We start from the raw sequence: 23,072 nt of genomic DNA, 5'->3' as shown, positions 1-23,072 counted from the left end.
TCCTTCCGCTATTTCCGTGCCGTTCCGCGGGTTTTTTCGCGGGGAAGAGACGAAAAGTAGGGGAAGGACCGGGCCCGCAGCCCTTCCCCTACTTTCGGCCTGCGCATCGTCGAAGACCGGTCGCGGGTGCAGAACTAGGGGAAACGATCCCTCCGCTAGTTCCGTCCCTTTCCGCGGGTTTTTTCGCGCGGAAGCGTCGAAAACCAGGGGAAGGACCAAGCCCGCAACCCTTCCCCTACTTTCAGCTAGCCAGCCAGCCAGCCCGACCGAACCGCCAGAAAACCAGAAACCAGGGGAAAGAACCGAACCCGCGCTCTACGCAGACACCGCGTCGATGATGCGGCGCGTGGTGTGCTCGCGCCGCGCGCCGATCTGTCGGCAGATGACGTAGATGATGAACGAGATGGTCGTCACGAACACCGACACCGGCAGTTTGGGCGCCAACGACAGAATCAGTCCGCCGACGGCGGCGATCTCGGCGAAGATCACCGAAAGCACCATCATCAGTGTGGGATTGGCGGTCAACCGCGCGGCGGCGGCGCCCGGGGTGATCATCAGCGACATCACCAGCAGCGCGCCGATGATCTGCACGCCCTGCGCGCACGCGAGACCCATCAGGATCGCGAAGATCACCGACAACGCGCGCATCGGCACGCCGTTGGCCTCCGCCACCCGCGGATCCAGTGATGCGAAGAGCAGCGGCCGATAGATCAGCGCCAGCACCCCGAGGACGACGACGGTGGTGATCGCGATGGCGGTCAGACCCTGCACGCCGACGCTGACGACCTGACCGGTGAGCAAGGCGAACCCGGTGCCGATGCGTCCATACAGCGCGAGGAACAGCACACCGAGTCCCAGTCCGAACGCCAGCACCACGCCGATGACCGAATCACGTTCGCGCGCTTTGTTTCCCAGATACCCGAACACTCCGGCGGCCACGACGGCGCCGATGATCCCGCCGACGTTGACACTGATACCCGCGAGCAGTGCCGCGGCGGCACCGGTCACCGACAACTCGCTGGCGCCGTGTACCGCGAACGACATCTGACGTACCACGATCAGCGGGGCGAGGACGCCTCCGAGCAGCCCGAGCAGGGCAAGTGCCAGCATGGCCTGCAGGACGAAGTCGTAGTGGAGCAGATCGGCAGTGACGGAGAAGTTCCAGAAATCACTCCAGCGCACATCTGCGGCAACCGCGGTCTGGCTCGTGGCGAGATCCGGGGCGACGGAACCGATTGTCATGTGGCCGGAAGTCCTTCTGGCGCTGTGCAGTGGTGCGCATCCTCTTCGCCGCCGACGACGAGCAGCCTGCCGTTGACCCGTAGTACCTCGACGTCGCTGCCGTAAAGCTCAGACAGCGTCTCGGTGTTCATCACTTCCTCCGTCGTGCCGATGCGGAACCTACCTCCGACGAGATAGAGCACGCGGTCGACGTAGGGCAGCACCGGGTTGATCTCGTGGGTCACGAACACGACCGCGGTGTCGGCTTCCCGGCGGCGCTTGTCGATGAGTTCGACGACCCGCTCCTGATTCGCCGGATCGAGACTGGCCAGCGGTTCGTCGCAGAGCAGCAGCTCGGGATCGGTGGTCAGCGCCTGCGCCACGCGTAACCGCTGCTGTTCGCCACCGGAGAGCAGCCCGACCGGGGCGTCGGCGTATGCGGTTGCGTCGACCTCGGCGAGCGCGGCGTCGACCTTTGCCTTGCGCGCCCGTCGGCCGCGCAGACCCAGACCCCACCGCGCGCCGTCGACGCCGAATCCGACGAGGTCCCGTCCGCGGATGGCCATCGAGTCGGCGTCGTCGGCGTGCTGCTGAGGGATGTAGCCGACGCGGTCGGTGACCGTGAGCGTGCCCTCGTTGAGTTCGTACTGATGGAGCAGCGTTCGTAGGAACGAGGTCTTCCCCGAGCCGTTGGGGCCGAGTACGGCAACGAATTCCCCGGGCATGATGTCGAGATCGAGGTCGTCCCAGAGCACCCGGTTGCCGAAGGCGAGCCGAGCGTGCCGGAACGATGCGACGGGCGTGGCCTCGCGCTCGGCCGCCCCGCTGCGGGCTCGGCCGTTCACGCTGTCGCGGTGGGCCGACGGTGCGTCGTCGCTCACGCGGAGAGTGCCGACGCTAGTGCGGTGATCTGCTTCTGCTGCCAGTCGGTGTAACTGTGCTGACCCTCGGGCAGGGTCTCGGTGAACTCCACAACAGGAACGTTGGCAGACTTCGCGATCGACAGCAACGCTTCGGTCACCGAGTCGACGGCCTGCGTGTTGTAGACGAACACCTTGACGGTCCGATCGCGGAGCAGGTCCTCCATCGCGGCGCGGTCGGCCGCAGAAGGTGACTGACCTTCTTCGACGGCCGCGGTGAAGCCCTCGGGCGCGACGTCGTCGAGGCCCGCCTCGGTCAGCAGGTACGCGGCGAGCGGTTCGGTCTGCGCGACCTTCGTCCCGTCGTGGGTCTTCTTGATCTCGGCGAGCGAGCCGCGCAGTCCGTCGATCTCCTGGTTGAACGCCTTGGCGTTGTCGCGATAGGTGGTCGCGTTTGCCTCGTCCTTCTTCGCCAGGTCGTCTGCGAGCTGGGTGGCCACCTGGCCGACGACGGGCAGGTTGTAGAAGACGTGCTCGTTGGTCTCGCCGTGTGCCTCGGGAACCGTGTTCTCGTGGTTGCTCGTCATGGTGTCGAACGCGTTGACGACCGCGCCCTTGGCGTTCTGCGAGGCCTTCTCCATGTACTCGTCGTAGTGGCCGCCGTTCATCAGCACGACGTCGGCGTCGACCACCTTCGCCGAGTCGGCCGCCGACGGCTCGAACTCATGCGGGTCGCCGGTCGGGTCGTTGAACAGCACGGTCACCGACGCCTTGTCACCCGCGACCGCCGAGGCGACAGCGCCCCACACATTCGTCGAGGTGACCACCGTCGGCCTGCCGTCCGAACTGCCCGAGTCGCTGCTCGAACATCCGGCAAGTGTGAGTGCTCCGCCGACCGCAAGGGCTGTGGTCAGTGCCAGGACAGCTCGTTTCATCGTTCGCCTACCCGCTTCTGCTAATGACAATCGTTACCGAAAGAAGTGTAGGCGACGACGCGACCGAACGCGCTCCGGGGTCAGATCGGCGCGGTGACCAGCGTCGGAATGACGAAACGAGTCAACAGTTCGCGCTCGGCAGCGGCGGTCGGTTCCGGCGCGCTGAGTAGCGACACGATGACGCGTACCAGCCATGCGGCCCGCGCCTCGAGGTCGGCATCGGAAACGCCGGACGTGATGCGGCGTAGGAATCCGGTGCTCACCGATTCGATGGCGGGGGACAGCAGCGCGAGCTGACTCGACGTCGCCGCCATGTCGGCGGTGAACCATTCCGACAGAGCCGGATTCGCGCGTACGCCGTGCAGCACGGCCTGTGTCGCGGCGAGGAGTTGTTCGTCGGGTGCGCCCGAGCTCGCGATCGCGTCGTCGCGTGCCAGCGCCCGCGTCTCGCGTTCGACGTAGGCGGCCATCAGATCGCGTTTGCCGGGAAAATGGCGGTACAGAGTTGCGCGAGAACACCCCGCGGCCTCGGCGATGTCGCGCATCGTGACGGCTCCGACGCCGTGCTCGACGAACAGGTCGCGTGCGGTGTCGAGGATGCGCGTCGAGGCGATCCGTGCCCGGTCGTCGGCGAGCCAGTCGGTACCCGGGGCGCTCATCGCCGACGACCAGCGTAGAACGGCACGTACGTGGGGCGTCGCACGTAGTTGCCAGGCGCGTACGTGATGCTGTCGGAGTCGACGTCGAACTCCGGGTGTCGTGCAAGAAGCTCGGTCAGCGCGACTCGTGCCTGCATGCGTGCGGCCGCGGCGCCGAGACAGTGGTGGTGGCCATGACCGAACGTCAGGATGCGACGCGGTCGGCGCGTGACGTCGAGATCCTCGGCGTCCGGCCCGTACACCGTCTCGTCGCGATTGGCCGCGGCATAACAGAGCAGCACCTTTCGGCCCTGCGGGATGGTCACATCCCCGTCCGGGGTGTCGGTGTAGGTCACCGGGCGGGTGGTGGTGCGAGCGAGCCCCTGCACCGGCGAGGTCAGCCGCAGCAACTCGTCGACGGCGTCGGTGACCAGCGTCGGGTCGTCGACGAGTCGTCGGCGCTGGTCGGTGCGGGTGGCCAGAAGGTCGACGCTGCCGCCGAGCATTCCCGTCGTCGTGTCGTTGCCGCCGGTGATCATCGTGAACACAAACGCGAGGATCGACACCAGGCCCGCCGGGTCGTCGGCCACACCGGCGTCGACGAGTGCCGAAACGGTGTCGTCGCCGGGATGGGCGCGGCGGTGTTCGACGAGTTCGCCGAAGTAGCCGAGTAGCTCACTCGTGGCCCCGGCCGCGTCAGCGGCGGTGGATGCAGCCGCGTCAGCGGCTGTGCCGGTGGTCGCCGTGGATTCCGTCGCCGCATCTGCAGGCTCGGTGGGTCCCGTGATCGTGCCGACGATCGCTGAGGTCCAGCGGTCGAACCTGGTCCAGTCCTCGTCGGGAACACCGAGGTAGTGCGCGACGACCATGCTCGGCAGCGGCTTGAAGAGTTCGCCGACGATGTCGGCGGGGCCGTCGTCAACCAGACGTTCGAGGCGCTCGACGACGAATTCACGCACACGCGGCTCGATCGCGGTGACCTGTCGGGGCGTGAACCCGCGCGCGACGAGCGACCGGAACGCGGTGTGCTGCGGCGGGTCCTGCATGACCAGGGGCGGATTGTCGGCGAGGCCGATCGCGTCGAGTTCCCCGTAGAGCACGGTCAGTCCCGCGGCCGAGGAGAAGGTCTCCGGGTCCGACGACGCGGCGAAGACGTCGGCGTGCCGGGTGAGGACCCAGTAGTCGCGATCGTCAGGGTGCTCGCCCGTGTCGGGAGCGTCGTCGACCACGTGATGCACCGGCGAGTCGCGTCGCAGCCGCGCATACATGTCGAACGGATCGCGCCACGACGCTCCGGAGCGGAGCTCGAATCCAGCCGTGCCACTGCGAGACATACTGGTGCTCATGTCTCGACAGTGAGTCATCTATTGCTATCTGTCAACGCCGAAGCCGGGACTCGACGACGATCCGTCTCCGAGTCGGCGGAACCGTACGCGCTCGAGCCGACCACGCGTCTACCTGCACCGTCCTGGTGTGCGGACGATCGGCGCCCGCGCCGCGTTCTCTACAGTGGAGAGATGAGCTTCAGGGGGCCGCGGCGTGTCGCGCTCGTCTCGGTACACACCTCACCGCTGGCCCAGCCCGGGACGGGCGACGCCGGCGGCATGAACGTGTACGTGTGGCAGACCGCCCAACGGCTCGCCCGACGCGGCGTCGAGGTGGAGATCTTCACCAGGGCGACGGCGTCGTCGGATGCCCCGATCGTGGAGGCCGCGCCCGGCGTGACCGTGCGCAACGTGGTGGCAGGACCGTTCGAGGGGCTCGACAAACGAGATCTGCCGACGCAGCTGTGCGCGTTCACGGCGAGCGTGCTGCGCGCGGAGGCGCAGCAGCGGCCCGGCTACTACGACCTCATCCACTCGCACTACTGGCTGTCGGGGCAGGTCGGATGGCTCGCCCGCGACCGGTGGGGGGTGCCGCTGGTGCACACCGCGCACACCCTTGCGGCGGTCAAGAACGCGGCACTGGCGGCGGGTGACACCGCCGAACCGATGCTGCGGGTGGTCGGGGAGCAGCAGGTCGTCGACGAGGCTGATCGTCTCGTCGCCAACACCGAGACCGAGGCGCACGAGTTGGTGTCGATGTACCACGCCGATCCCGCGCGCATCGACGTCGTGACGCCGGGAGCCGACCTCGACTGCTACACGCCCGGGTCGATGGCCGCGGCGCGCGCCGAACTCGGATTGCCCACCGACGCAACGTTGTTGACCTTCGTCGGACGTATCCAGCCGCTGAAGGCGCCCGACATCCTGCTGCGGGCAGCGGCCCCGCTGATCGAGCGGTCGCGCGACACGGCGCGGCCCGTGCGTGTGCTCATCGTCGGGGGTCCGTCCGGCTCGGGACTCGACACGCCCTCTGCGCTGATAGATCTCGCTGCGCAACTGGGCATCTCCGACGACGTGATCTTCCTTGCGCCGCAGCCTTCCGCACGACTCGCTCAGGTGTATCGGGCGTCGGATATCGTTGCGGTGCCGAGTTATTCGGAGTCGTTCGGCTTGGTCGCCATCGAGGCGCAGGCGTGCGGGACGCCGGTGATCGCTGCCGACGTCGGCGGTCTGTCCGTCGCGGTCTCCGCCGGCCGCAGTGGGATTCTGGTGAACGGTCACGCGATCGGCGACTGGACGAACGCGATCGAGAAGATGATCGCCTCACCCGACGAACTGTCCGCGATGCGTCGACACGCTCGCGCGCACGCCGAGAACTTCTCGTGGGACCACACCGCAGATGCGCTACAGGAGAGCTACTCCCGAGCGATGGCCTCGTTCGCCGCCGCGCCGGGCGCGCGGGTGAGCCCCAGCGGCGCGGCGCGGCGCGCTTCGCGGCGGTGGCGTCGTCGTCATCGCACGAATGTCTGATCAGAGCAGGTAACCGACCCAGCGTCGTCAGGAGTGATAGCGGTGAGCCACATCGAGAATCTCGAACTGTTGGAGAAGTCGCTGACCGAGCGCGACATCCCATACAGCCGAAAGAGCTCCGGCGGAGCGAAATCCGAACACGTCGTCCTCGAACTGCCCGGCGAGAAAAAGCTCAAGACGACGGTGTTGCTGACCGCGGGCCCCTATGGTGTGCGCGTCGAGGCTTTCGTCTGCAGGCATGCCGACGAGAATCACGAGGCCGTGTATCGGTATCTGCTCAAACGCAATCGTCGTCTCTACGGAGTCGCGTACACCATCGACAACACCGGCGACATCTACCTTGTGGGGCGGATCTCGGTGGATGCGTTGACATCTGACGAGATCGACCGTGTGCTCGGGCAGGTCCTCGAAGCCGCGGACGGCGACTTCAACACGCTCCTCGAGCTCGGCTTCGCGACGTCGATCCGCCGTGAATGGGCGTGGCGCGTGTCGCGGGGCGAGTCGCTGCGTAACCTGCTCGCCTTCGAGCACCTCATCGACAAGGAGTCGCTGCCCGCACCGGGCGAGCCGCTGCCGGGCAGGTACGTGCCCGGGGAAACGAGTGACTCGGTCGGGAGTGCAACGGGCGGGTCGTCGGTCCTCGACGCCGCGCAGACCGCCCCGGACACGGGAGCGCAACTCGACGACTGAGTCGAGGGCTGGTGACGAGTGATCTTCGATGCGTGATCCGAGCCTCGGTGACGTGCGGTTTCTGAAACGTGATGCGTGGAACGCCGTCGGGCGACTCGCGTTTTCGCGCACTGCGCATATCCCGCGCGTCCCAGGTCACACCGTGGCAATGCGCGTTGGTACGATCGCATTTGACTGATTTACCAACGGAGGTGCCATGAGCGTCAAGAGTCCCTACCCCGACGTCGAGATCCCGAACGTCAGCGTCTACGAGTACCTGTTCGGCAGTATCGCCGACGACGATCTCGAGCGGGTTGCGCTTATCGACCCCAAGACCGACACGAAGACCACCTACCGTCAGCTGATCGGCCAGATCAACGCTGCCGCAGGAGCACTCGCAGCGCGCGGCATCGGAGTGGGTGACGTCGTCGGCATCCTCTCGCCGAACATCCCGGCGTTCGCCACGGTCTTCCACGGCGTGCTGCGGGCGGGCGCGACGGCCACCACGATCAACGCGCTGTTCACCGCACGCGAGATCGCCAAGCAGCTCAACGATTCCGGCGCCAAGATGCTCGTCACCATCTCGCCGATGGCGGCGCAGGCACTCGAGGCCGCCAAGGAGGTCGGGATCGCCGACGACGCCGTGATCATCCTCGACGGGGAGGGTGCCGACGCGTCGGGACATCCCAACGCTGCCGACCTGCTCGGACCCAACCTGCCGGCACCCGACGTGACCTTCGATCCCGCCACGCACGTCGCGGTCCTGCCCTACAGCTCGGGGACCACCGGAAATCCGAAGGGCGTCAAGCTTTCTCACACCAACCTCGTCGCCAACGTCGCACAGATCGCCCCGCTGCAGGGCATGGCCCACGACGACGTGATCGTCGCCGTACTCCCGTTCTTCCACATCTACGGCATGACCGTGCTCCTCAACGCCGCGCTGCGCGCACGCGCGAGCCTGGTCGTGATGGCGAAGTTCGACCTCGTCGAATTCCTGGAGAACATCCAGAATTACAAGGTCACCTACGCGTTCATCGCGCCCCCGGTTGCCGTCGCACTGGCGAAGCACCCCATCGTCGAGAACTACGATCTCTCGTCGCTGCACACCATGCTGTCGGGCGCGGCGCCGCTCGACGACGAGCTCGGCAAGGCAGTCGCCAAGCGGCTGAACCTGCACATGCTGCAGGGCTACGGCATGAGCGAACTCTCTCCGGTCAGCCACCTGATCCCATTCGATTCGAAGGCCGTCCTCGGCCTCGACGAGCCGCCCCTCTCCTCGGTCGGCTGGCCGATCCCGAACTCGGAGAACAAGATCGTCGATCCAGCCACCGGCGAGGAGGTCGCCGCGTCGGGCGACGGAATGTCGGAGCCAGGTGAGCTGTGGGTCCGCGGGCCCAACGTGATGCTCGGTTACCTCAACAACGAGCAGGCGACCACCGACACGATCGACGCCGACGGCTTCCTGCACACCGGTGACATGGCACAGGTCGACGCCGCCGGGGCGGTGTACATCGTCGACCGGCTCAAGGAACTCATCAAGTACAAGGGCTACCAGGTGCCGCCCGCCGAGCTCGAGGCGCTGCTGCTCACCCACCCGCAGATCGCCGACACCGCCGTGGTCGGCGTGATCGACGAGGAGAGCGGCGAGGAGATCCCCAAGGCATTCGTCGTCAAGCAGGCCGACGCCGCGCTGACCGAGGACGAGGTCATGGAGTTCGTGGCCGCCAAGGTCGCACCCCACAAGAAGGTGCGCCGCGTGGAGTTCATCGACGCGATCCCGAAGTCGTCGTCGGGCAAGATCCTGCGCAAGGATCTGCGCAAGTAAGGGTCGGATTCCGGCGGTAGGAACTACACAGTGTGAAAACTGCACAGACGCGGTCCGGTTCGGCGGACGCGGCCGGTACGCCGGCCGCGTTCACCAACCGAGGCCGCGTGTGTGTCGAGACCGCGTATGCCGATCCTCGTGGCGTTGCCGAGAGCTGGCCGTGGCTGTGTGGAAAACTGTTGTCCCATGAGCAACGGCACCCTGATCCTCATGCGGCACGGCGAGAGCGAATGGAACGCGTCCAACCAGTTCACCGGCTGGGTCGACGTCGCGCTCACCGACAAAGGCAGGTCGGAGGCGACGCGGGCGGGTGAGCTGCTCGTCGAACACGACGTGTTGCCGGACGTCCTCTACACCTCGCTGCTCCGTCGCGCGATCACGACCGCGAACATCGCGCTCGACGCCGCCGACCGGCTCTGGATTCCCGTCGTCCGCGACTGGCGCCTCAACGAGCGCCACTACGGCGCGCTGCAGGGTCTGAACAAGGCCGACACCCTCGAGAAGTTCGGCGAGGAGCAGTTCATGCTCTGGCGCCGCTCCTACGACACCCCGCCGCCGCCGATCGATCCGGAGTCGGAGTACAGCCAGACGCACGATCCCCGGTACGCCGACCTCGACGAGGTTCCGTTGACCGAGTGCCTCAAGGATGTCGTCGAGCGGCTCATCCCGTACTTCGAGTCAGACATCGCCGCCGACCTCAAGGCCGGCAAGACCGTGCTGATCGCCGCACACGGCAACTCACTGCGTGCGCTGGTCAAGTACCTCGACGGAATCTCAGACACCGATATCGCCGGACTCAACATCCCGACCGGCAACCCGCTGCGCTATGACCTCGACGACGACCTCAAGCCCCTCAACCCCGGTGGCACCTATCTCGACCCCGAGGCCGCGGCGGCGGGTGCCGCAGCCGTCGCAGCTCAGGGCAAGAAGTAGGACGTATCGCGAGCGAGGGCAGCAGATCCCGCTGTCCGGGCATCGAGACAATCGCCACGGCCTACCGTCCGTAACCCAATCGTCACGGACGTAATGGTGTGACGGCGGTTACATTAGGTGCATGGCCGACTCTGGAACCCTCCGCATAGTCCACTCGGCACCGCAGGAACGGTACGAGGCGATTCTCACCGATCCCGAGTCCGATCCGCGCGACACCGAGTCCAACGAGCACCTCGTGGGTTACCTCGACTACGTCTCCGAGCCGTATCAGGTGATCCTCACCCACACCGTGATCCTCGACGCCTATTCCGGCAGGGGCTACGCCGCACAACTGGTCCACGCCGTCCTCGATGACATCCGGTCGCAGGGCAAGCAGGTGGTGCCGGTCTGCTCGTACGTGCGCCACTACATCGACAAGCACCCCGAATACGCCGATATGGTGGCGTCCGTCACGTCGTGAGGATCGTCGGACGCACGTCTCCCGCTCTCGGGTCGACGCCGGTGGAACTGTGTGTGAACACCGGTCGAACACTCCAGCGCTGAGTGTTCCCGCAGTTTGGTGAGCCGTAAGCTGACGTTGTGACCGGTGTATTCGTGGGCGGCGTGACAGTTGCCGTCGCCCTCGTGGCCGCAGTCGTCGTCGGCTTCGTGCTCGGTCGTTTCTGGCGTCGCGATGCCGCACCGCGCGGAGCGGTCAACCATCCCGACGACGCGGCGCAGCCCGCCCAGGCCCACGCCGTGGTCCCCGACATCGCCGCCGACCAGCCCACGTACACGCTGACCCTCGCCGATCGGCCCAGGGTGGTTCCCGAGAACGCCGAACTACGCGACAGCGACGTCAACGGCACCACCGAGGACGGTCGGATGACGACCGCTGGCCTGCTCGGGCTGATCGTGCGCAACTCCGACACCGCGGTGGCCGTCGTCGACCAGTTCCGCGACGTCGTGCTCTACAACCACCGGGCCGTCGAACTGGCTCTGGTGCGCGACCGACTGCTCGACGACTCTGTCTGGGAAGCCGCCAAAGAGGTCCTCGACACCGAGGTCGAGCGGCGGTTCGATTTCGAACCTCCCGCGTCGGCATTGGGCTTCCTGTCGACCGGACGCACCCGCAGCAAGACCGTCGAGTCGGTCAGCTGTATCGCGCGGCTGGTCCGTCAGGGCGATGAGCGTTACGCCGTTGTGTACGGCGTCGACGACACCGAACATCTGCGCGTAGAAGCGACTCGTCGGGACTTCGTCGCCAATGTCTCGCACGAACTCAAGACTCCGGTCGGCGCGATCAGCCTGCTGGCCGAAGCCCTGCTGGAGTCCTCCGACGACTCCGACTCGGTGCAGCACTTCGGCACCCGTGTCGTCGCCGAGGCCACTCGGATGGGCAACATGGTCACCGAACTGCTCGCATTGTCGCGGCTACAGGAGGGCGAGACGGCCGACTTCTCGCTGGTCGACGTCGACTCGCTGATCGACGAAGCCATCGAGTCCGCTTCGGTTGCCGCCGAGGCGGCGTCGATCTCGCTGCGTGCCGACGCCGCCGCCGGACTGACGGTGCGTGGCGACAGGATGCTGCTGCTGACGGCGCTGAACAATCTGATCGTGAACGCGATCTCGTATTCACCGCCGCACACCACCGTCTCGGTGAGTCGACGAGTGACCCGTCACGACGGCCGCCCCATGGTCGCGATCGCCGTGACCGACCGTGGGATCGGGATCGCACCCGCCGACCAGCAACGAGTCTTCGAACGCTTCTTCCGCGTCGACAAAGCCCGCTCACGTAGTACCGGTGGCACCGGACTCGGGCTGGCCATCGTCAAACATGTCGCCGCCAACCACGGCGGGCTGATCTCCCTGTGGAGCAAGCCGGGCACCGGTTCGACGTTCACCCTGTGCATCCCACAGGACATGAGCGCCGAGATCGACTGGGCAGAACCCGACATCGAGATCTCTGAGTTTGCGGCCCCCGCCGCTGTCCAGGACGAGGCACTTCCGCCTGCGTCAACCGCACGACCGAAGGAAACCGACAGGTGACTCACGTTCTGATCGTCGAGGACGAGGAATCGCTAGCCGATCCGCTGGCATTCCTGTTGCGCAAGGAGGGATTCGAGGCCACAGTCGTCAACGACGGCTCGGCGGCGCTCGGTACCTTCGACCGCGTCAGCCCCGACATCGTCCTGCTCGATCTGATGCTGCCGGGCATGTCCGGCACAGAGATCTGCAAGTCGCTGCGCACACGGTCCAGTGTGCCGGTGATCATGGTGACCGCACGTGACAGCGAGATCGACAAGGTCGTCGGACTCGAACTCGGTGCCGACGATTACGTCACCAAGCCGTACTCGGCGCGCGAGCTGATCGCCCGCATCCGTGCGGTACTGCGTCGCGGTGGTGACGCAGCCGACGACGACCTCGCCATCGGCGTCCTCGAGGCCGGACCTGTCCGGATGGACGTCGAGCGGCACATCGTCGCCGTCAACGGACAACAGATCACGTTGCCGCTCAAGGAGTTCGACCTCCTCGAGTACCTGTTGCGCAACTCGGGTCGGGTGCTCACCCGCGGTCAGCTCATCGATCGGGTGTGGGGCGCCGACTACGTCGGCGACACCAAGACCCTCGATGTGCACGTCAAGCGTCTGCGGTCGAAGATCGAGCCGGATCCGGCCAACCCCAAGCATCTGGTCACCGTGCGCGGGCTCGGTTACAAACTCGAGCCCTGACCCGCAACGACTCGACGACCGACGCTGCTCAGCCGAGTTCGAACCGGTTGCCACCATGAATCTTGGCTGCATACATCGCGCGATCGGCGTCGGCTATGACCGTGGTGATGCGTCCGTCGTCGTCGTTGTCTCCGCTGGCGATTCCGACGCTCGCCGTCACCGCACCGCCGCTCGCCTCGACGACTGCGCGCACGAGTCGTTCGCCGAAGGCCGCGAACCGGTCGGCGTCGGGTAACTCGGTGTCGTACTGGGTGGCGAGCACGAACTCGTCGCCACCGAAGCGCGTGATGATCGTGTGACTCTCTGCGGCTCGTCGTACCGCCGACGCGACGTCCACCAGCACCCGATCTCCATGTACGTGGCCATGGATGTCGTTGACGACCTTGAAGTTGTCGAGGTCGACGACCGCGACGATCCATCGTGAACGGCGGTGCGGCGCAGGCGTCGTCACGCCTCGAGACGACGCCGCGGCGACGGCCCGGTAGAAACCCCGGCGATTGAGAAGGCCGGTCAGTGAGTCGGTCAACGAGTCGACGGCGCTCCGGCGGACGATGCTGAATCCGATGTGGAGGATGGGCAGCGCCACCACGACGGCCATGACGACAATGGCCGCCTCCGCGGTGGCGATCGGGAGCCACTGCGTTCCCTGCACGACGCAGCACGTGACGACAGCGGCCACGACGACCACCGCGGTGAAGACGACGTGGCAGAGATTGGCTACGGCGCCGTGGAACAGCGTCAGGTAGATGCTCGTCGCCACGAACAGTGATGCCGAGGCGATGCCGAGCAGCATGTTCTGGTGAGCGAAGACCGTGACGGTGATCACGACGTCGGCGACGGCACACAACATCAGGGATTCGGAGCGCGTCGGCCAGGGGAGCAGGAGCCAGCGCACCGTCCATCCAAGACAGAGGACGACCACCACGATCATCGCAGTCGTGCCGACACCGGGCCACAGCACACCGTCGGGCCCGAGTAGGGACAGCGCGGCTATCACACCGTTGAGCACGCCGCCGCCCGCGACGACGATCTTGGTGAAGCCGATCAGGTTGAGGTACCCGAAGAAGTCGAGCACCCAACGGTCATCGGATTGCCTCAGCCACTGGCGGGCAGCATCCCGCACGCCGCGCCCCCCATCGATCTCCATGGGCACATTGTGCAATGGTTTCGGCGGACCGAGCACTACCCCGCGCGGCCGGTGCGGGCCTCTGATGTGCGGCTACCGGTTACCCCGGGCGCCGTCATGCGCCCGGGCCCTGACCCGACCTGCTCGCCGCGCTCATCACGCGATCTCCGCCCGATCGCTTCGCCTTGTACATTGCCCGATCTGCCTCGGTGATCAGTTCGAACACCCCGCGCCGACCGTCGTCGTCGCCGGCGACGCCGACGCTGACCGACACGGTGGGGTCGGTCAGCGCACCGATCGTCTCGCGGATGCGTTCGGCGACGATGCGCCCCACCAGCGGGGGTTCTCGTGTCGCCAACACGAACTCGTCACCGCCGAATCTCGCGGCCAGGACCGTGGCGTCCCGGTCGACGGTCCGCGTCATCGCCTCCGCGACGGCGACGAGGACGTCGTCGCCGCGAGCGTGACCGTACGTGTCGTTGACGGATTTGAAGTCGTCGAGGTCGATCAGCAGGACCGTCCAGGGCGATTGGGGCGGCGAATCGTCGAACTCTGTTCTGGCGACCTCACGCTTCAGTCCACGTCGATTCAGCAGGCCGGTGAGAGTGTCGAACGTGGATTCGTCTGCGCTGGAACGGAATATGCGGTAGCCGACCTGGATGAACGGCAGTACCAGTGCCGTCGACAAAAGGCCGATGAATGCCTTGCTCGCCGCGAGAGGCAGCCACTGCGTGCCCTGGACGTAGCCGCATGCGATGAGTGCGGCAGCGGCCACGAGAAACGCGAACAGGACGTGGCAGAGGTTGGCCCGCACGCTGTGGAAGAACGAGAGGTAAGCACCGGTGACTGCGAAGAGCGGAGTGGCGGCGATGCCCAGTACGAGGTCGCGGTGGATGAAGCACGCTGCCGCGATCCCGATATCGGCTCCGGCCATCATGACCAACGACTGCGTTCTCGACGGCCAGCGCCACAGCAGCCAGCGCGCAGCCCAGCACAGCGCCACCACCGACATCGCGAGCATGACACTCCTGCCGTGCGGCCACAGCACACCTGGCGGTGCGAACGCTGCAAGAAGCGCGGTGAGACTGATCGCGAGCCCGCCGACCGCGATCGCGCACCTGACCCAGATGAGAAATCCCCTGGACTCGAGGTAGGACAGCAGCCACGAGTAGTCCGCACGGCTCAGCAACTGGCGAAGAAAGGAAGACACTGTGACCCGCACGGTCTTCTATTCACACCCGGCGCGCGTTCTGTTACTCGCCGACGCGGGCTCGGTCAGCCCAGCTCCTCGTATTTGATGTCGGTCTCGCGGCGGGTCGTCGCGGCCGCGGTGGCGGGATGGACGGCGACAATGCCCAGGCCGTTGCGACGTCGGCACGCTCGCGCGAGTTCGTCGTAGGCGGGTTTGCCGAGCAGTTCTGTCAGTTCCGGGGCGTAGGACTCGAAGACCTGCGTCGCGCCGACGTGAGCGTCGGGCGAACCGGAGCAGTACCACTTGAGGTCGTGTCCGCCCTCGCCCCAGCCGCGCCGATCGAACTCCGTGATCGTCGTCTTGAGTACCTGGGTACCGTCGGGACGCTCCACCCAGTCCTGCTCCCGACGGATCGGAAGTTGCCAGCACACATCGGGTTTCACGCTCCACGGCTCGATGCCCTTGCGCAACGCCATCGCGTGCAGCGCGCACCCCGGACCACGATCGAAGCCGGGACGATTGAGGAAGATGCACGCGCCCTTGTGGATTCGCGTCTTGAGTGCGGGTTCGTCGTCGAGGTCGCCCTCCTCGAGGTAGCCCTTCTTGCCGAGGGCATCCTTGCCGGAACCTTTCTCGTGGAACTGCCAGTCGTCAGGGGTGAGCATCGCGACGCTCTTCGCGAGGTGTTTCCGGTCGTCCTTGTCGGTGAGATAGGCCCCGTGACTGCAGCAGCCGTCGTCGGGTCGGCCGTCGATGATCCCCTGGCACGCCGGTGTGCCGAAGACACACGTCCAGCGTGACAACAGCCAGGTCAGGTCGGCATTGATGAGATGTTCGGGGTCCGCGGGATCGAAGAACTCGTACCACTCGCGCGCGAAGTCGAGCGGTACCTCTGGGGCCGGGGCGATCTGTGCGGTACGGGTGGGACTGTGCACGCCGTTCACGGTAACCGCATCGACGGTGCGCCGTCCGACTGCACTCGTGTGTTCCGTCACCCCCGCAACGTGGCGAATCGTCGACGCACTACCGTGTATCCGTGCGTTTAGGAGTGCTCGACGTGGGCAGCAACACTGTCCACCTGCTCGTCGTCGATGCCCATCGTGGCGGACATCCGACTCCGATGAGCTCCACGAAGTCGGTGCTGCGCCTCGCGGAGCAGATCGACGGCAAGGGCAGGCTCACCGAGCGCGGTGCCCGGTCGCTCGTCGACGCGGTAGACGAATTCACCCACATCGCCGCGACGTCCGGCTGCGAACAGACCATGGCGTTCGCGACGTCGGCGGTGCGCGACGCCACCAACTCCGACGAGGTGCTCGACCGTGTCGCCGCGAAGACCGGCGTGCGGGTGACGGTGCTCAGTGGACGCGACGAGGCGCGACTGACGTCGCTGGCCGTGCGCCGGTGGTACGGCTGGAGCGCCGGTCGCATCCTCGCACTCGACATCGGCGGCGGATCACTGGAGATCTCCAACGGCGTCGACGAGGAACCCGACGTCGCGCTGAGCCTTCCGCTGGGCGCGGGCAGGCTGACCCGCGAATGGCTTCCCGACGATCCGCCGGACCGACGACGCATCGGCGTACTGCGCGATTGGCTCGACGCGGAGCTCAGGGATCCCGCTCGCGAATTGCGTGCGGCCGGCAAACCCGACCTCGCGGTCGCGACGTCGAAGACGTTCCGAAGTCTCGCGCGACTGACCGGCGCCGCACCGTCGGGTGCAGGGTTGCGCGTGAAGCGCCAGCTCACCGCCAGCGGCCTGCGGCAGTTGATCTCCTTCATCTCCCGGATGACCCGCGACGACCGTGCCGAACTCGAGGGCGTCAGCGCCGACCGAGCCGGTCAGCTCGTCGCGGGCGCGCTGGTCGCGGAGGCGGCGATGCGCGCACTGTCGGTCGATACACTGGAGATCTGTCCGTGGGCGTTGCGTGAGGGTGTGATCCTGCGTCGTCTCGACACCGAGTTCCTCGACACGGAGTTCACGGACACCAGAGAACAGACAGAGACTGCAGAGTCGGCGGGTTCGGTACCAGCCGCGACCAACAGCTCCCGCTAGGCGCTCAGGACGCTGCGCCGGAGCTGCCTGCACGGACGGACGGCGCGGTTGACACGGCTGCGGCGAAGCGGTCGTCACGACGACGGCGAGGACGGAGAGCGAATTTCGATGGCCAAGCAACCGGGGTCACCCTCTGGCGGATCAGGCGATTCGGCGGCGGAATCGCGCCCGATCTCCGTGTCCGAACTCCTCGCGCGTCGCGACGCCGCCATTGCCGACGAGGAGCGTGAGAAGCGCGCCGAGGGACGTGGCAGACGGCGCGCGGGTCGCGACGGCTCGGTGTCGGTGTCGGAACTGACCGGAGAGATCCCGCGCATCACCGACGCCCCGACGTCGCCGACCACGTCCGACGCCGCGGAGCATTTCCCCCGATCGTCGAGCCCGGTCCCGCGCCGAGCCTCCGACAGCCGGCCGCTGCAGGATTCGGCCGACCCCGCGGGGTCGACCACGGGATTCGACAGGTCGGTCTACGACGCCCCACCCCAGACTCGCGACTTCAACGCTGCCGCCGTCGCCGAGCGGGTCTCGCGCACCGAGCCCACGTCCGGCGTCCGCCCCTCGCCTCCGGCCCCGCGGACTCCCGACACCGCCGACGACGAGCACGCCAATGCCGTCACCGGGATCATCCCGATCGTCGGCGGCGACGACGTGCACGGCGGTGACCTAGAGGGCGGTGACTTGCAGGGTGGGGACCCGCGCGACGAGGACGTGCGGCTGGTCGAGGCCGACGACCTCGTGGGTGTCGAACTCGACGCGCCGCCCGCCAGGCCGGGACGCTTCGCCGACGTCATCGACGACGATTTCGACGCCTACCGCTCGTTCTCGGAGTACGACGATGACGACACCGACGCGAAGCGTCGCAAGCGCTCCACCGCGCGGGACGCCCGAGGCGGCGACAAGCCGAGGAAGAAGCGCGGATGGTTCGCGCGCAAGGCCGCCAAGCGCAAGGCTGCAAAGCGCGAGGCTGACACCACCGAGGCTGCCACGACCGGGACCGGCACCACCGAGAACAGGTTCGACGAGCCTCGCAGCGATCTCGGTTCCGACTCGCGTGTCGGCAACGTCGAGACCCCCGGCGCCCAGACCCCCGGCGCCCAGACACCCGACCCCCAGACCCCCGGCGACCGGAAGTCCGACGATCAGGTCCACACGGCCGTCGCGCGGACCCCGGCTGCTGGCGTCGCCGACAGCGGAGACGCCGCCCCGCTCGCCGACGATCGGCACGACGAACCCGGAGAGGGCCGGCGCGCTGCAGAGTTGGAGGAGACGACGGCGATGGAGATCGTCGAGGACACGCTCGACGTGACACCCGCCGCGGATCGGATCGGCGAGACCGCCCCGCACTCGTACGCCTACTCCGCGTTCGACCCCCATCCCGACAGAGACGACACCGCATCCGACGACGCCGCAGCCGACGACACCGCAGCAGGCAACACCGCAGCCGACGACACCGTAGCAGGCAACGTCGACGTCGAAGACTCGGCAGCGACAGTCGACGCCACCGCGCACGAGAACGCCGAGACGTCCACGCCGGCGGCCAAGGCGTCAGCCGACACAGAATCCGCCGACGCGCCCGCCGGCACGCGAGAAGCGGACAGGGGAGCAACAGAGAAGGCAGCACCAGCGGACTCCGCGGCGGCGAAGACCGGCTCCGCCGAGCGATCGCCCGCGAAGGCATGGCTCCTGGTCATCGGCGAGGCGATTCTCGGACTCGCGGTCGGTGTCGGATTGTTCTGGGGATTTACGGAACTCTGGCGCTGGAACGTCTACTTCGCTTTGGTGTTGGCGGTTCTGGTGATCTTCGGCATCGTCTCGTTCACGCATGCCGTCCGGCATTCGCGTGATCTGTTCACCACCTTGCTCGCGCTCGGTGTGGGCCTGATCGTGACCATCGGTCCGTTGGTGTTGCTCGCGACGTGAGCGCCTGATGATCAACCCCATGGCCGACATCCCGATCGGGCTGTCGACGGCTTCGGTCTATCCGCAGAACACCGAGGCGGCGTTCGCGTACGCGGCCGAGTTGGGTTTCGACGGTGTCGAACTGATGGTGTGGGGTGAGGCGGTCAGTCAGGACATCGCCCACGTCGAATACCTCTCGGAGCGGTACCAGGTGCCGGTGCTGTCCATCCATGCGCCGTGCCTGCTCATCTCGCAGCGGGTGTGGGGCCGCGATCCGCAGGCCAAACTGGCACGCGCCGTCGCGGCTGCCGAGGACCTCGGAGCGCCGACCGTCGTCGTGCATCCGCCTTTCCGATGGCAACGCGCCTACACCGCTGCCTTCGACGACCTCGTGGCGGAACTGGAGGAGAACACCGGCGTCGCCGTCGCGGTGGAGAACATGTTCCCGATGCGCGGCGACCGACTCTTCGGCGCGGGCAAGCGGTCCGCGCAGCGACTGAACGCACGCGGGGGAGGACCTGGACGCGCGGCATCGGCGTTCGGCAAGTCGACGGATCCCACCGACGACGGGTACGCGCACTACACCCTCGATCTCTCACACACGGCGACCGCGGGCGTCGACGCCGTCGCGCTGTTCGAGCGCATGGGCTCACGGCTCACACACCTCCATCTCGCCGACGGCAGCGGCGCGGCAACCGACGAGCACCTGGTTCCCGGCGACGGCTCGCAACCGTGCGTCGAGGTGTGCCGCCGTCTCGCCGCGAGCGACTTCGCGGGCGGCGTCATCCTCGAGGTCAGCACGGGGTCGGCCCGCACCAAACCCGAACGCGCCGCACTCCTGTCCCGAGCTCTCGACTTCGCTCGCACCAATCTGCGCCGAGAGGTCGCCCCGACCTCACCCCCTGCCGGCCGCACCCCGACGAATCCGCCACCAGAGCCCGACCTCGCGAACCAGGAGACCGACCCCGAATGAGCGACAAGATCGCCGAACTGCTGACCCTGCACCCTTCGGACGGTCCCGGCGACGTCAACTACCGCGCTGTCATCGACCCGGCATTCACGATCGGCCCGAAGGTGCACGGTGGTTCGATGCAGATGCTCGTCGCGCGCGCAGCACTGACGGCATACGACGACCTCGTCGACGCCGACGAGTCCCGGCCCTCGGCGAGCGACCTCGTACCCGTCGCCATCGCCAGCGACTACCTCGCAGCACCCGATCCCGCCGGCGTCGACCTCGCGGTGAGGCTGCGCAAACGCGGTCGCACCGTCACGCTGCTGACCGTCGGCCTCAGTCAGAACGGACGACTGATGGTGTCGTCGTCGGTGACGCTCGCACGTCCCGACAGTGGCACGCCGCATCACTCGTCGCCGTCGGTCCTCGACGACCTGCAGCCCGAACCGACGTCGGACGGAATCGAGATCGACGGGTCGCCGATCGCCGAGGTCATGCATCTCGGTTCGGCCCTCGACGTCGTGCTCGACCCCACCAGCTTTCCCGTCGCCCGTGGCGAGACCGGAGAGCCGGTGGTCCGCGGGTGGACACGACCGAAGAACACCGAGCCCGACGTCGAGTTCGCGGTGCTCGTCTGCGACATCTCACCACCGGTGGTGATGAACCTCGCGCTCTTCGGCTGGGCGCCGACTGTCCAGCTCACCACCTACGTGCGGCGACGCCTCGCGGCGGGATGGCTGCGGTTCGCCGCGTCGAGCACCGAGGTGGGACCCGGGATGTTCGAGGAGGACCATCTCGTGGTGGACTCGACAGGCACCGTGGTCGCGCAGTCACGTCAGCTTGCACTGATACCGCAGCGACAGGACTGAACCGACCCCCGGGTTGACCAGAAAGGCAGCACGACGTGAGTGAACGGATCGCCATCATCGGCGGCGGCAAGATCGGTGAGGCGTTGCTCGCCGGGCTCGTCACAGCGGGGCACCAGCCCAAGAACCTGGTGGTCGCAGAGCCGAACGAGGCGCGCGCCCGCGAACTCGCCGAGGAGTACGGGGTGCTGGTCACCGATGTGCCCACCGCCGTCGAGGGTGCCCAGTACGTGTTCGTCGCGGTCAAGCCCGACATCGTCGACTCCGTGCTGCGTCAACTCGCACGCGTCGACGACAACGGCGACACCGAGCGCGTCACGGTCAGCCTCGCCGCGGGCGTACCGATCGCGCGCTACGAGAACGCGCTGCCCGCGGGCGTGCCGGTCGTGCGGGTCATGCCCAACACCCCCATGCTCGTCAACGAGGCGATGTCGGCCGTGTCGCCGGGACGCCATGTCGACCCCGAGCAGCTCGCCGCCGTCGTGGGGCTGCTCGAGAGCGTCGGCAAGGTGCTCGTCGTACCCGAGAAGCAGATGGATGCCGTCACCGCGATCTCCGGATCGGGACCGGCGTACGTGTTCCTTCTCGCCGAATCGATGATCGACGCGGGTGTGGCGCTCGGCCTCACACGCGTGCAGGCCAGCGAACTCGCGGTGCAGACCATCCGCGGATCGGGCATTCTGCTCAGCGACTCCGGGATCTCGCCCGTTGACCTGCGTGCGGCTGTCACATCGCCGGGCGGAACAACGGCGGCTGCGATCCGCGTGCTGGAGGAAAACGGTGCACGAGCAGCGATGTATCGGGCAACCGAGGCCTGTGCGGAGGCCAGCGCACGCGCGGGACGTCGACCCGACGTTGAGGGTTTAGGGGCCTGATCGGGCTGCCACGCCCGACGGCCAGTACCCAATATTTAGGGTTTCTTCTTGCCAAAACCCCAGTATGTTGTGGTCAGTGGCGTTGAACAATGCAAATCCAGGCCACTTACGTCGCTTTTTTCACATCTGCCACGCTAAGCTGCTTCAAGCACGTGCGTGTCTGGTGTCCGCCGGAGGGGAAGCCGGCGGCCGCGACGCGTGCTCCGGAGGTATGAGTAACTCATGGCAGCAGAGACTCCTGGTGACAGGTCTGGCGCGGTCGGCAACGCGGCTTCAGGGTCGCAGTTCTTGACCGTCGCCGAGGTCGCATCCCTGATGCGCGTCTCGAAGATGACCGTTTATCGTCTCGTCCACAGCGGAGAGCTTCCGGCTGTGCGCGTGGGTCGTTCGTTTCGGGTGCACGCCAAGGCGGTGCACGACTACCTGGAGACGTCCTACTTCGACGCAGGCTAGTTGCCGTTCGGGTGCGCTTGTCCGTGCCCGCCCGGTGCATCGAGACGTGTCCGTGACTCCTGTCGAGCGACCATCGCGTGTCGTCGGCAGGAGTTGTGGTGTGCACCGGATACGACCTGATTTTTCTCTTTGCGACCCCGCCCGGTAGTGTTGATGATCGCGTAGCTGATCTCGCCGCAAGGTTCCGGCGGGCAGGCCTCACCACCAGGTGGGTGCCGACGACAGCGTGCCGTGAAACCGCGTGAGACCGTGTAGGTAAGGAAGTGCCCCGATGGGTTCAGTGATCAAGAAGCGCCGCAAGCGCATGTCGAAGAAGAAGCACCGCAAGCTTCTGCGTCGGACTCGCGTGCAGCGTCGCAAACTCGGTAAGTGAGTCGGCGGCGTGCCGTTGCGCGCCACCGACTCGATCGCGGTCACAGTAGACCGCGCACCAAAGAACCCGCCTGAGTGCGGGTTCTTTTTTGTCCGACTAGCCTTGCGACCATGCCCGACGGTTCTCGCTCCGACATACGCCAGGTCCCACGTACGGTGCTCGTCACCGGGGCGTCGACCTTCCTCGGTGGTTACCTCGTCGCCACGCTCGTGGCCAATCCGGACGTCGAGCGTGTCATCGCCGTCGACTCCCGGGTGCCGCGTAAGGACCTGATGCGTCGCATGGGGCGGGCGGAGTTCCTGCGTCTCGACATCCGTAGGCCTGCGATCGCCAAGGCCATCTCGCACTACGAGGTCGACACCGTGGTGCACGCGGCGACGTCGATCATGGAGACGGCCCCCCATTCGGCCGCCATCAAGGAGTTCAATCTGTTCGGCGCGATGCAGGTGTGCGGAGCATGCCAGCGGAGCCCCTCGGTCAAGCGCCTCGTCCTGCGATCGACGGCGATGGTCTACGGTGCGAGTCCGCGCGATCCTGCGCACTTCACCGAGGAGACACCGGCCAAACGTGAACCACGACGCGGCTACGGACGCGACATGCTCGACGTCGAGGGGTATGTGCGAGGGGCTCGCGCGTCGG

At 66.8% G+C, this 23,072-nt stretch carries 23 protein-coding genes; 15 read left to right on the top strand and 8 right to left on the bottom strand.

Going from position 1 to position 23,072, the window contains the following annotated elements; translation table 11 throughout:
• Positions 1–315: 315 nt before the first annotated feature.
• The 5 genes from GOOTI_RS16575 to GOOTI_RS16555 form a co-directional block, all read right to left on the bottom strand.
• Positions 316–1,242 (bottom strand): metal ABC transporter permease, encoded by a 927-nt coding sequence (locus GOOTI_RS16575; RefSeq protein ID WP_007239768.1) that lies wholly within the window; start codon positions 1,240–1,242, stop codon positions 316–318.
• Positions 1,239–2,066, bottom strand: coding sequence for a metal ABC transporter ATP-binding protein (locus GOOTI_RS16570; protein WP_051997996.1), 828 nt, complete (start codon positions 2,064–2,066; stop codon positions 1,239–1,241). The genes GOOTI_RS16575 and GOOTI_RS16570 overlap by 4 nt, the downstream gene beginning before the upstream one ends.
• Before the next feature lie 32 nt (positions 2,067–2,098).
• Positions 2,099–3,016, bottom strand: coding sequence for a metal ABC transporter solute-binding protein, Zn/Mn family (locus GOOTI_RS16565; protein ID WP_007239766.1), 918 nt, complete (start codon positions 3,014–3,016; stop codon positions 2,099–2,101).
• 80 nt (positions 3,017–3,096) lie between these two features.
• Positions 3,097–3,675: a TetR/AcrR family transcriptional regulator gene (locus tag GOOTI_RS16560; protein WP_007239765.1), complete on the bottom strand. Its 579-nt coding sequence runs from the start codon at positions 3,673–3,675 to the stop codon at positions 3,097–3,099.
• Complete coding sequence (locus GOOTI_RS16555) at positions 3,672–4,988, bottom strand: cytochrome P450 (protein ID WP_007239764.1); 1,317 nt, start codon at positions 4,986–4,988, stop codon at positions 3,672–3,674. The genes GOOTI_RS16560 and GOOTI_RS16555 overlap by 4 nt, the downstream gene beginning before the upstream one ends.
• Positions 4,989–5,171: 183 nt before the next feature.
• On the opposite strand from GOOTI_RS16555, the gene mshA reads away from it, so the two are divergent.
• From mshA to GOOTI_RS16520, 7 genes are all read left to right on the top strand, one after another.
• Complete coding sequence (mshA, locus tag GOOTI_RS16550) at positions 5,172–6,509, top strand: D-inositol-3-phosphate glycosyltransferase (RefSeq protein ID WP_007239763.1); 1,338 nt, start codon at positions 5,172–5,174, stop codon at positions 6,507–6,509.
• 42 nt (positions 6,510–6,551) lie between these two features.
• Positions 6,552–7,199 (top strand): type III secretion system chaperone family protein, encoded by a 648-nt coding sequence (locus GOOTI_RS16545; protein ID WP_007239762.1) that lies wholly within the window; start codon positions 6,552–6,554, stop codon positions 7,197–7,199.
• Between the two features lie 196 nt (positions 7,200–7,395).
• The gene (locus tag GOOTI_RS16540; RefSeq protein ID WP_007239761.1) at positions 7,396–9,003 is read left to right on the top strand and encodes an AMP-binding protein; all 1,608 of its coding nucleotides are present in this window, start codon (positions 7,396–7,398) and stop codon (positions 9,001–9,003) included.
• A gap of 186 nt (positions 9,004–9,189) precedes the next feature.
• Complete coding sequence (locus tag GOOTI_RS16535) at positions 9,190–9,936, top strand: phosphoglyceromutase (protein ID WP_007239760.1); 747 nt, start codon at positions 9,190–9,192, stop codon at positions 9,934–9,936.
• Between the two features lie 121 nt (positions 9,937–10,057).
• Positions 10,058–10,396, top strand: a complete 339-nt coding sequence (locus tag GOOTI_RS16530) for a GNAT family N-acetyltransferase (RefSeq protein WP_007239759.1) — start codon at positions 10,058–10,060, stop codon at positions 10,394–10,396.
• A 119-nt stretch (positions 10,397–10,515) separates the two neighbouring features.
• Positions 10,516–11,964, top strand: a complete 1,449-nt coding sequence (locus GOOTI_RS16525; protein ID WP_007239758.1) for a sensor histidine kinase — start codon at positions 10,516–10,518, stop codon at positions 11,962–11,964.
• Entirely contained in the window at positions 11,961–12,647 is a 687-nt protein-coding gene (locus GOOTI_RS16520; protein ID WP_007239757.1) for a winged helix-turn-helix domain-containing protein, read from the top strand. Before GOOTI_RS16525 ends, GOOTI_RS16520 begins: the two co-directional genes overlap by 4 nt.
• Before the next feature lie 28 nt (positions 12,648–12,675).
• Here the strand turns inward: GOOTI_RS16520 and GOOTI_RS16515 are convergent, their stop codons facing one another.
• From GOOTI_RS16515 to GOOTI_RS16505, 3 genes are all read right to left on the bottom strand, one after another.
• A complete protein-coding gene (locus tag GOOTI_RS16515) occupies positions 12,676–13,794 on the bottom strand; it encodes a GGDEF domain-containing protein (RefSeq protein WP_051997995.1) in 1,119 nt (372 codons plus the stop codon).
• A gap of 94 nt (positions 13,795–13,888) precedes the next feature.
• Positions 13,889–14,983 carry a GGDEF domain-containing protein gene (locus GOOTI_RS16510; RefSeq protein WP_233425521.1) on the bottom strand — a complete coding sequence of 365 codons (1,095 nt, stop codon included), beginning with the start codon at positions 14,981–14,983 and terminating at the stop codon, positions 13,889–13,891.
• Between the two features lie 65 nt (positions 14,984–15,048).
• Positions 15,049–15,873 carry a DUF3109 family protein gene (locus GOOTI_RS16505; protein WP_039994259.1) on the bottom strand — a complete coding sequence of 275 codons (825 nt, stop codon included), beginning with the start codon at positions 15,871–15,873 and terminating at the stop codon, positions 15,049–15,051.
• A 128-nt stretch (positions 15,874–16,001) separates the two neighbouring features.
• Here GOOTI_RS16505 and GOOTI_RS16500 point away from each other — a divergent pair, with 128 nt between their 5' ends.
• The 8 genes from GOOTI_RS16500 to GOOTI_RS16470 form a co-directional block, all read left to right on the top strand.
• Positions 16,002–17,015, top strand: a complete 1,014-nt coding sequence (locus tag GOOTI_RS16500; protein ID WP_007239753.1) for a Ppx/GppA family phosphatase — start codon at positions 16,002–16,004, stop codon at positions 17,013–17,015.
• Between the two features lie 108 nt (positions 17,016–17,123).
• A complete protein-coding gene (locus GOOTI_RS26190) occupies positions 17,124–18,935 on the top strand; it encodes an Rv0497 family membrane protein (RefSeq protein WP_007239752.1) in 1,812 nt (603 codons plus the stop codon).
• 7 nt (positions 18,936–18,942) lie between these two features.
• Entirely contained in the window at positions 18,943–19,887 is a 945-nt protein-coding gene (locus tag GOOTI_RS16490; protein ID WP_007239751.1) for a sugar phosphate isomerase/epimerase family protein, read from the top strand.
• Complete coding sequence (locus GOOTI_RS16485; RefSeq protein WP_007239750.1) at positions 19,884–20,735, top strand: thioesterase family protein; 852 nt, start codon at positions 19,884–19,886, stop codon at positions 20,733–20,735. The genes GOOTI_RS16490 and GOOTI_RS16485 overlap by 4 nt, the downstream gene beginning before the upstream one ends.
• Positions 20,736–20,770: 35 nt before the next feature.
• Positions 20,771–21,607 carry a pyrroline-5-carboxylate reductase gene (gene proC, locus GOOTI_RS16480; protein ID WP_007239749.1) on the top strand — a complete coding sequence of 279 codons (837 nt, stop codon included), beginning with the start codon at positions 20,771–20,773 and terminating at the stop codon, positions 21,605–21,607.
• Positions 21,608–21,829: 222 nt separating this feature from the next.
• On the top strand, positions 21,830–22,060 hold the full coding sequence (locus GOOTI_RS16475) for a helix-turn-helix domain-containing protein (protein WP_007239748.1): 231 nt from the start codon (positions 21,830–21,832) through the stop codon (positions 22,058–22,060).
• A gap of 271 nt (positions 22,061–22,331) precedes the next feature.
• Positions 22,332–22,433 carry a 30S ribosomal protein bS22 gene (locus tag GOOTI_RS25280; RefSeq protein ID WP_003402602.1) on the top strand — a complete coding sequence of 34 codons (102 nt, stop codon included), beginning with the start codon at positions 22,332–22,334 and terminating at the stop codon, positions 22,431–22,433.
• A 110-nt stretch (positions 22,434–22,543) separates the two neighbouring features.
• A partial coding sequence (locus tag GOOTI_RS16470) for an NAD-dependent epimerase/dehydratase family protein (protein WP_007239747.1) occupies positions 22,544–23,072 on the top strand: 529 nt, incomplete at its 3' end.

The organism is Gordonia otitidis NBRC 100426, from assembly GCF_000248075.1.
Classification (GTDB): Bacteria; Actinomycetota; Actinomycetes; order Mycobacteriales; family Mycobacteriaceae; genus Gordonia; species Gordonia otitidis.
Note: the sequence above shows the minus strand (reverse complement) of the source record. Positions and strands in the feature narration are given on the sequence as shown.

Coding starts and splice junctions, on each gene's coding strand:
- GOOTI_RS16555 (WP_007239764.1), bottom strand. CDS start 4,988: ATGTCTCGCAGTGGCACGGCTGGATTCGAGCTCCGCTCCGGAGCGTCG.
- GOOTI_RS16565 (WP_007239766.1), bottom strand. CDS start 3,016: ATGAAACGAGCTGTCCTGGCACTGACCACAGCCCTTGCGGTCGGCGGA.
- GOOTI_RS16540 (WP_007239761.1), top strand. CDS start 7,396: ATGAGCGTCAAGAGTCCCTACCCCGACGTCGAGATCCCGAACGTCAGC.
- GOOTI_RS16575 (WP_007239768.1), bottom strand. CDS start 1,242: ATGACAATCGGTTCCGTCGCCCCGGATCTCGCCACGAGCCAGACCGCG.
- GOOTI_RS16485 (WP_007239750.1), top strand. CDS start 19,884: ATGAGCGACAAGATCGCCGAACTGCTGACCCTGCACCCTTCGGACGGT.
- GOOTI_RS25280 (WP_003402602.1), top strand. CDS start 22,332: ATGGGTTCAGTGATCAAGAAGCGCCGCAAGCGCATGTCGAAGAAGAAG.
- GOOTI_RS16535 (WP_007239760.1), top strand. CDS start 9,190: ATGAGCAACGGCACCCTGATCCTCATGCGGCACGGCGAGAGCGAATGG.
- GOOTI_RS16515 (WP_051997995.1), bottom strand. CDS start 13,794: ATGGAGATCGATGGGGGGCGCGGCGTGCGGGATGCTGCCCGCCAGTGG.
- GOOTI_RS16490 (WP_007239751.1), top strand. CDS start 18,943: ATGATCAACCCCATGGCCGACATCCCGATCGGGCTGTCGACGGCTTCG.
- mshA (WP_007239763.1), top strand. CDS start 5,172: ATGAGCTTCAGGGGGCCGCGGCGTGTCGCGCTCGTCTCGGTACACACC.
- GOOTI_RS16475 (WP_007239748.1), top strand. CDS start 21,830: ATGGCAGCAGAGACTCCTGGTGACAGGTCTGGCGCGGTCGGCAACGCG.
- GOOTI_RS26190 (WP_007239752.1), top strand. CDS start 17,124: ATGGCCAAGCAACCGGGGTCACCCTCTGGCGGATCAGGCGATTCGGCG.
- GOOTI_RS16560 (WP_007239765.1), bottom strand. CDS start 3,675: ATGAGCGCCCCGGGTACCGACTGGCTCGCCGACGACCGGGCACGGATC.
- GOOTI_RS16530 (WP_007239759.1), top strand. CDS start 10,058: ATGGCCGACTCTGGAACCCTCCGCATAGTCCACTCGGCACCGCAGGAA.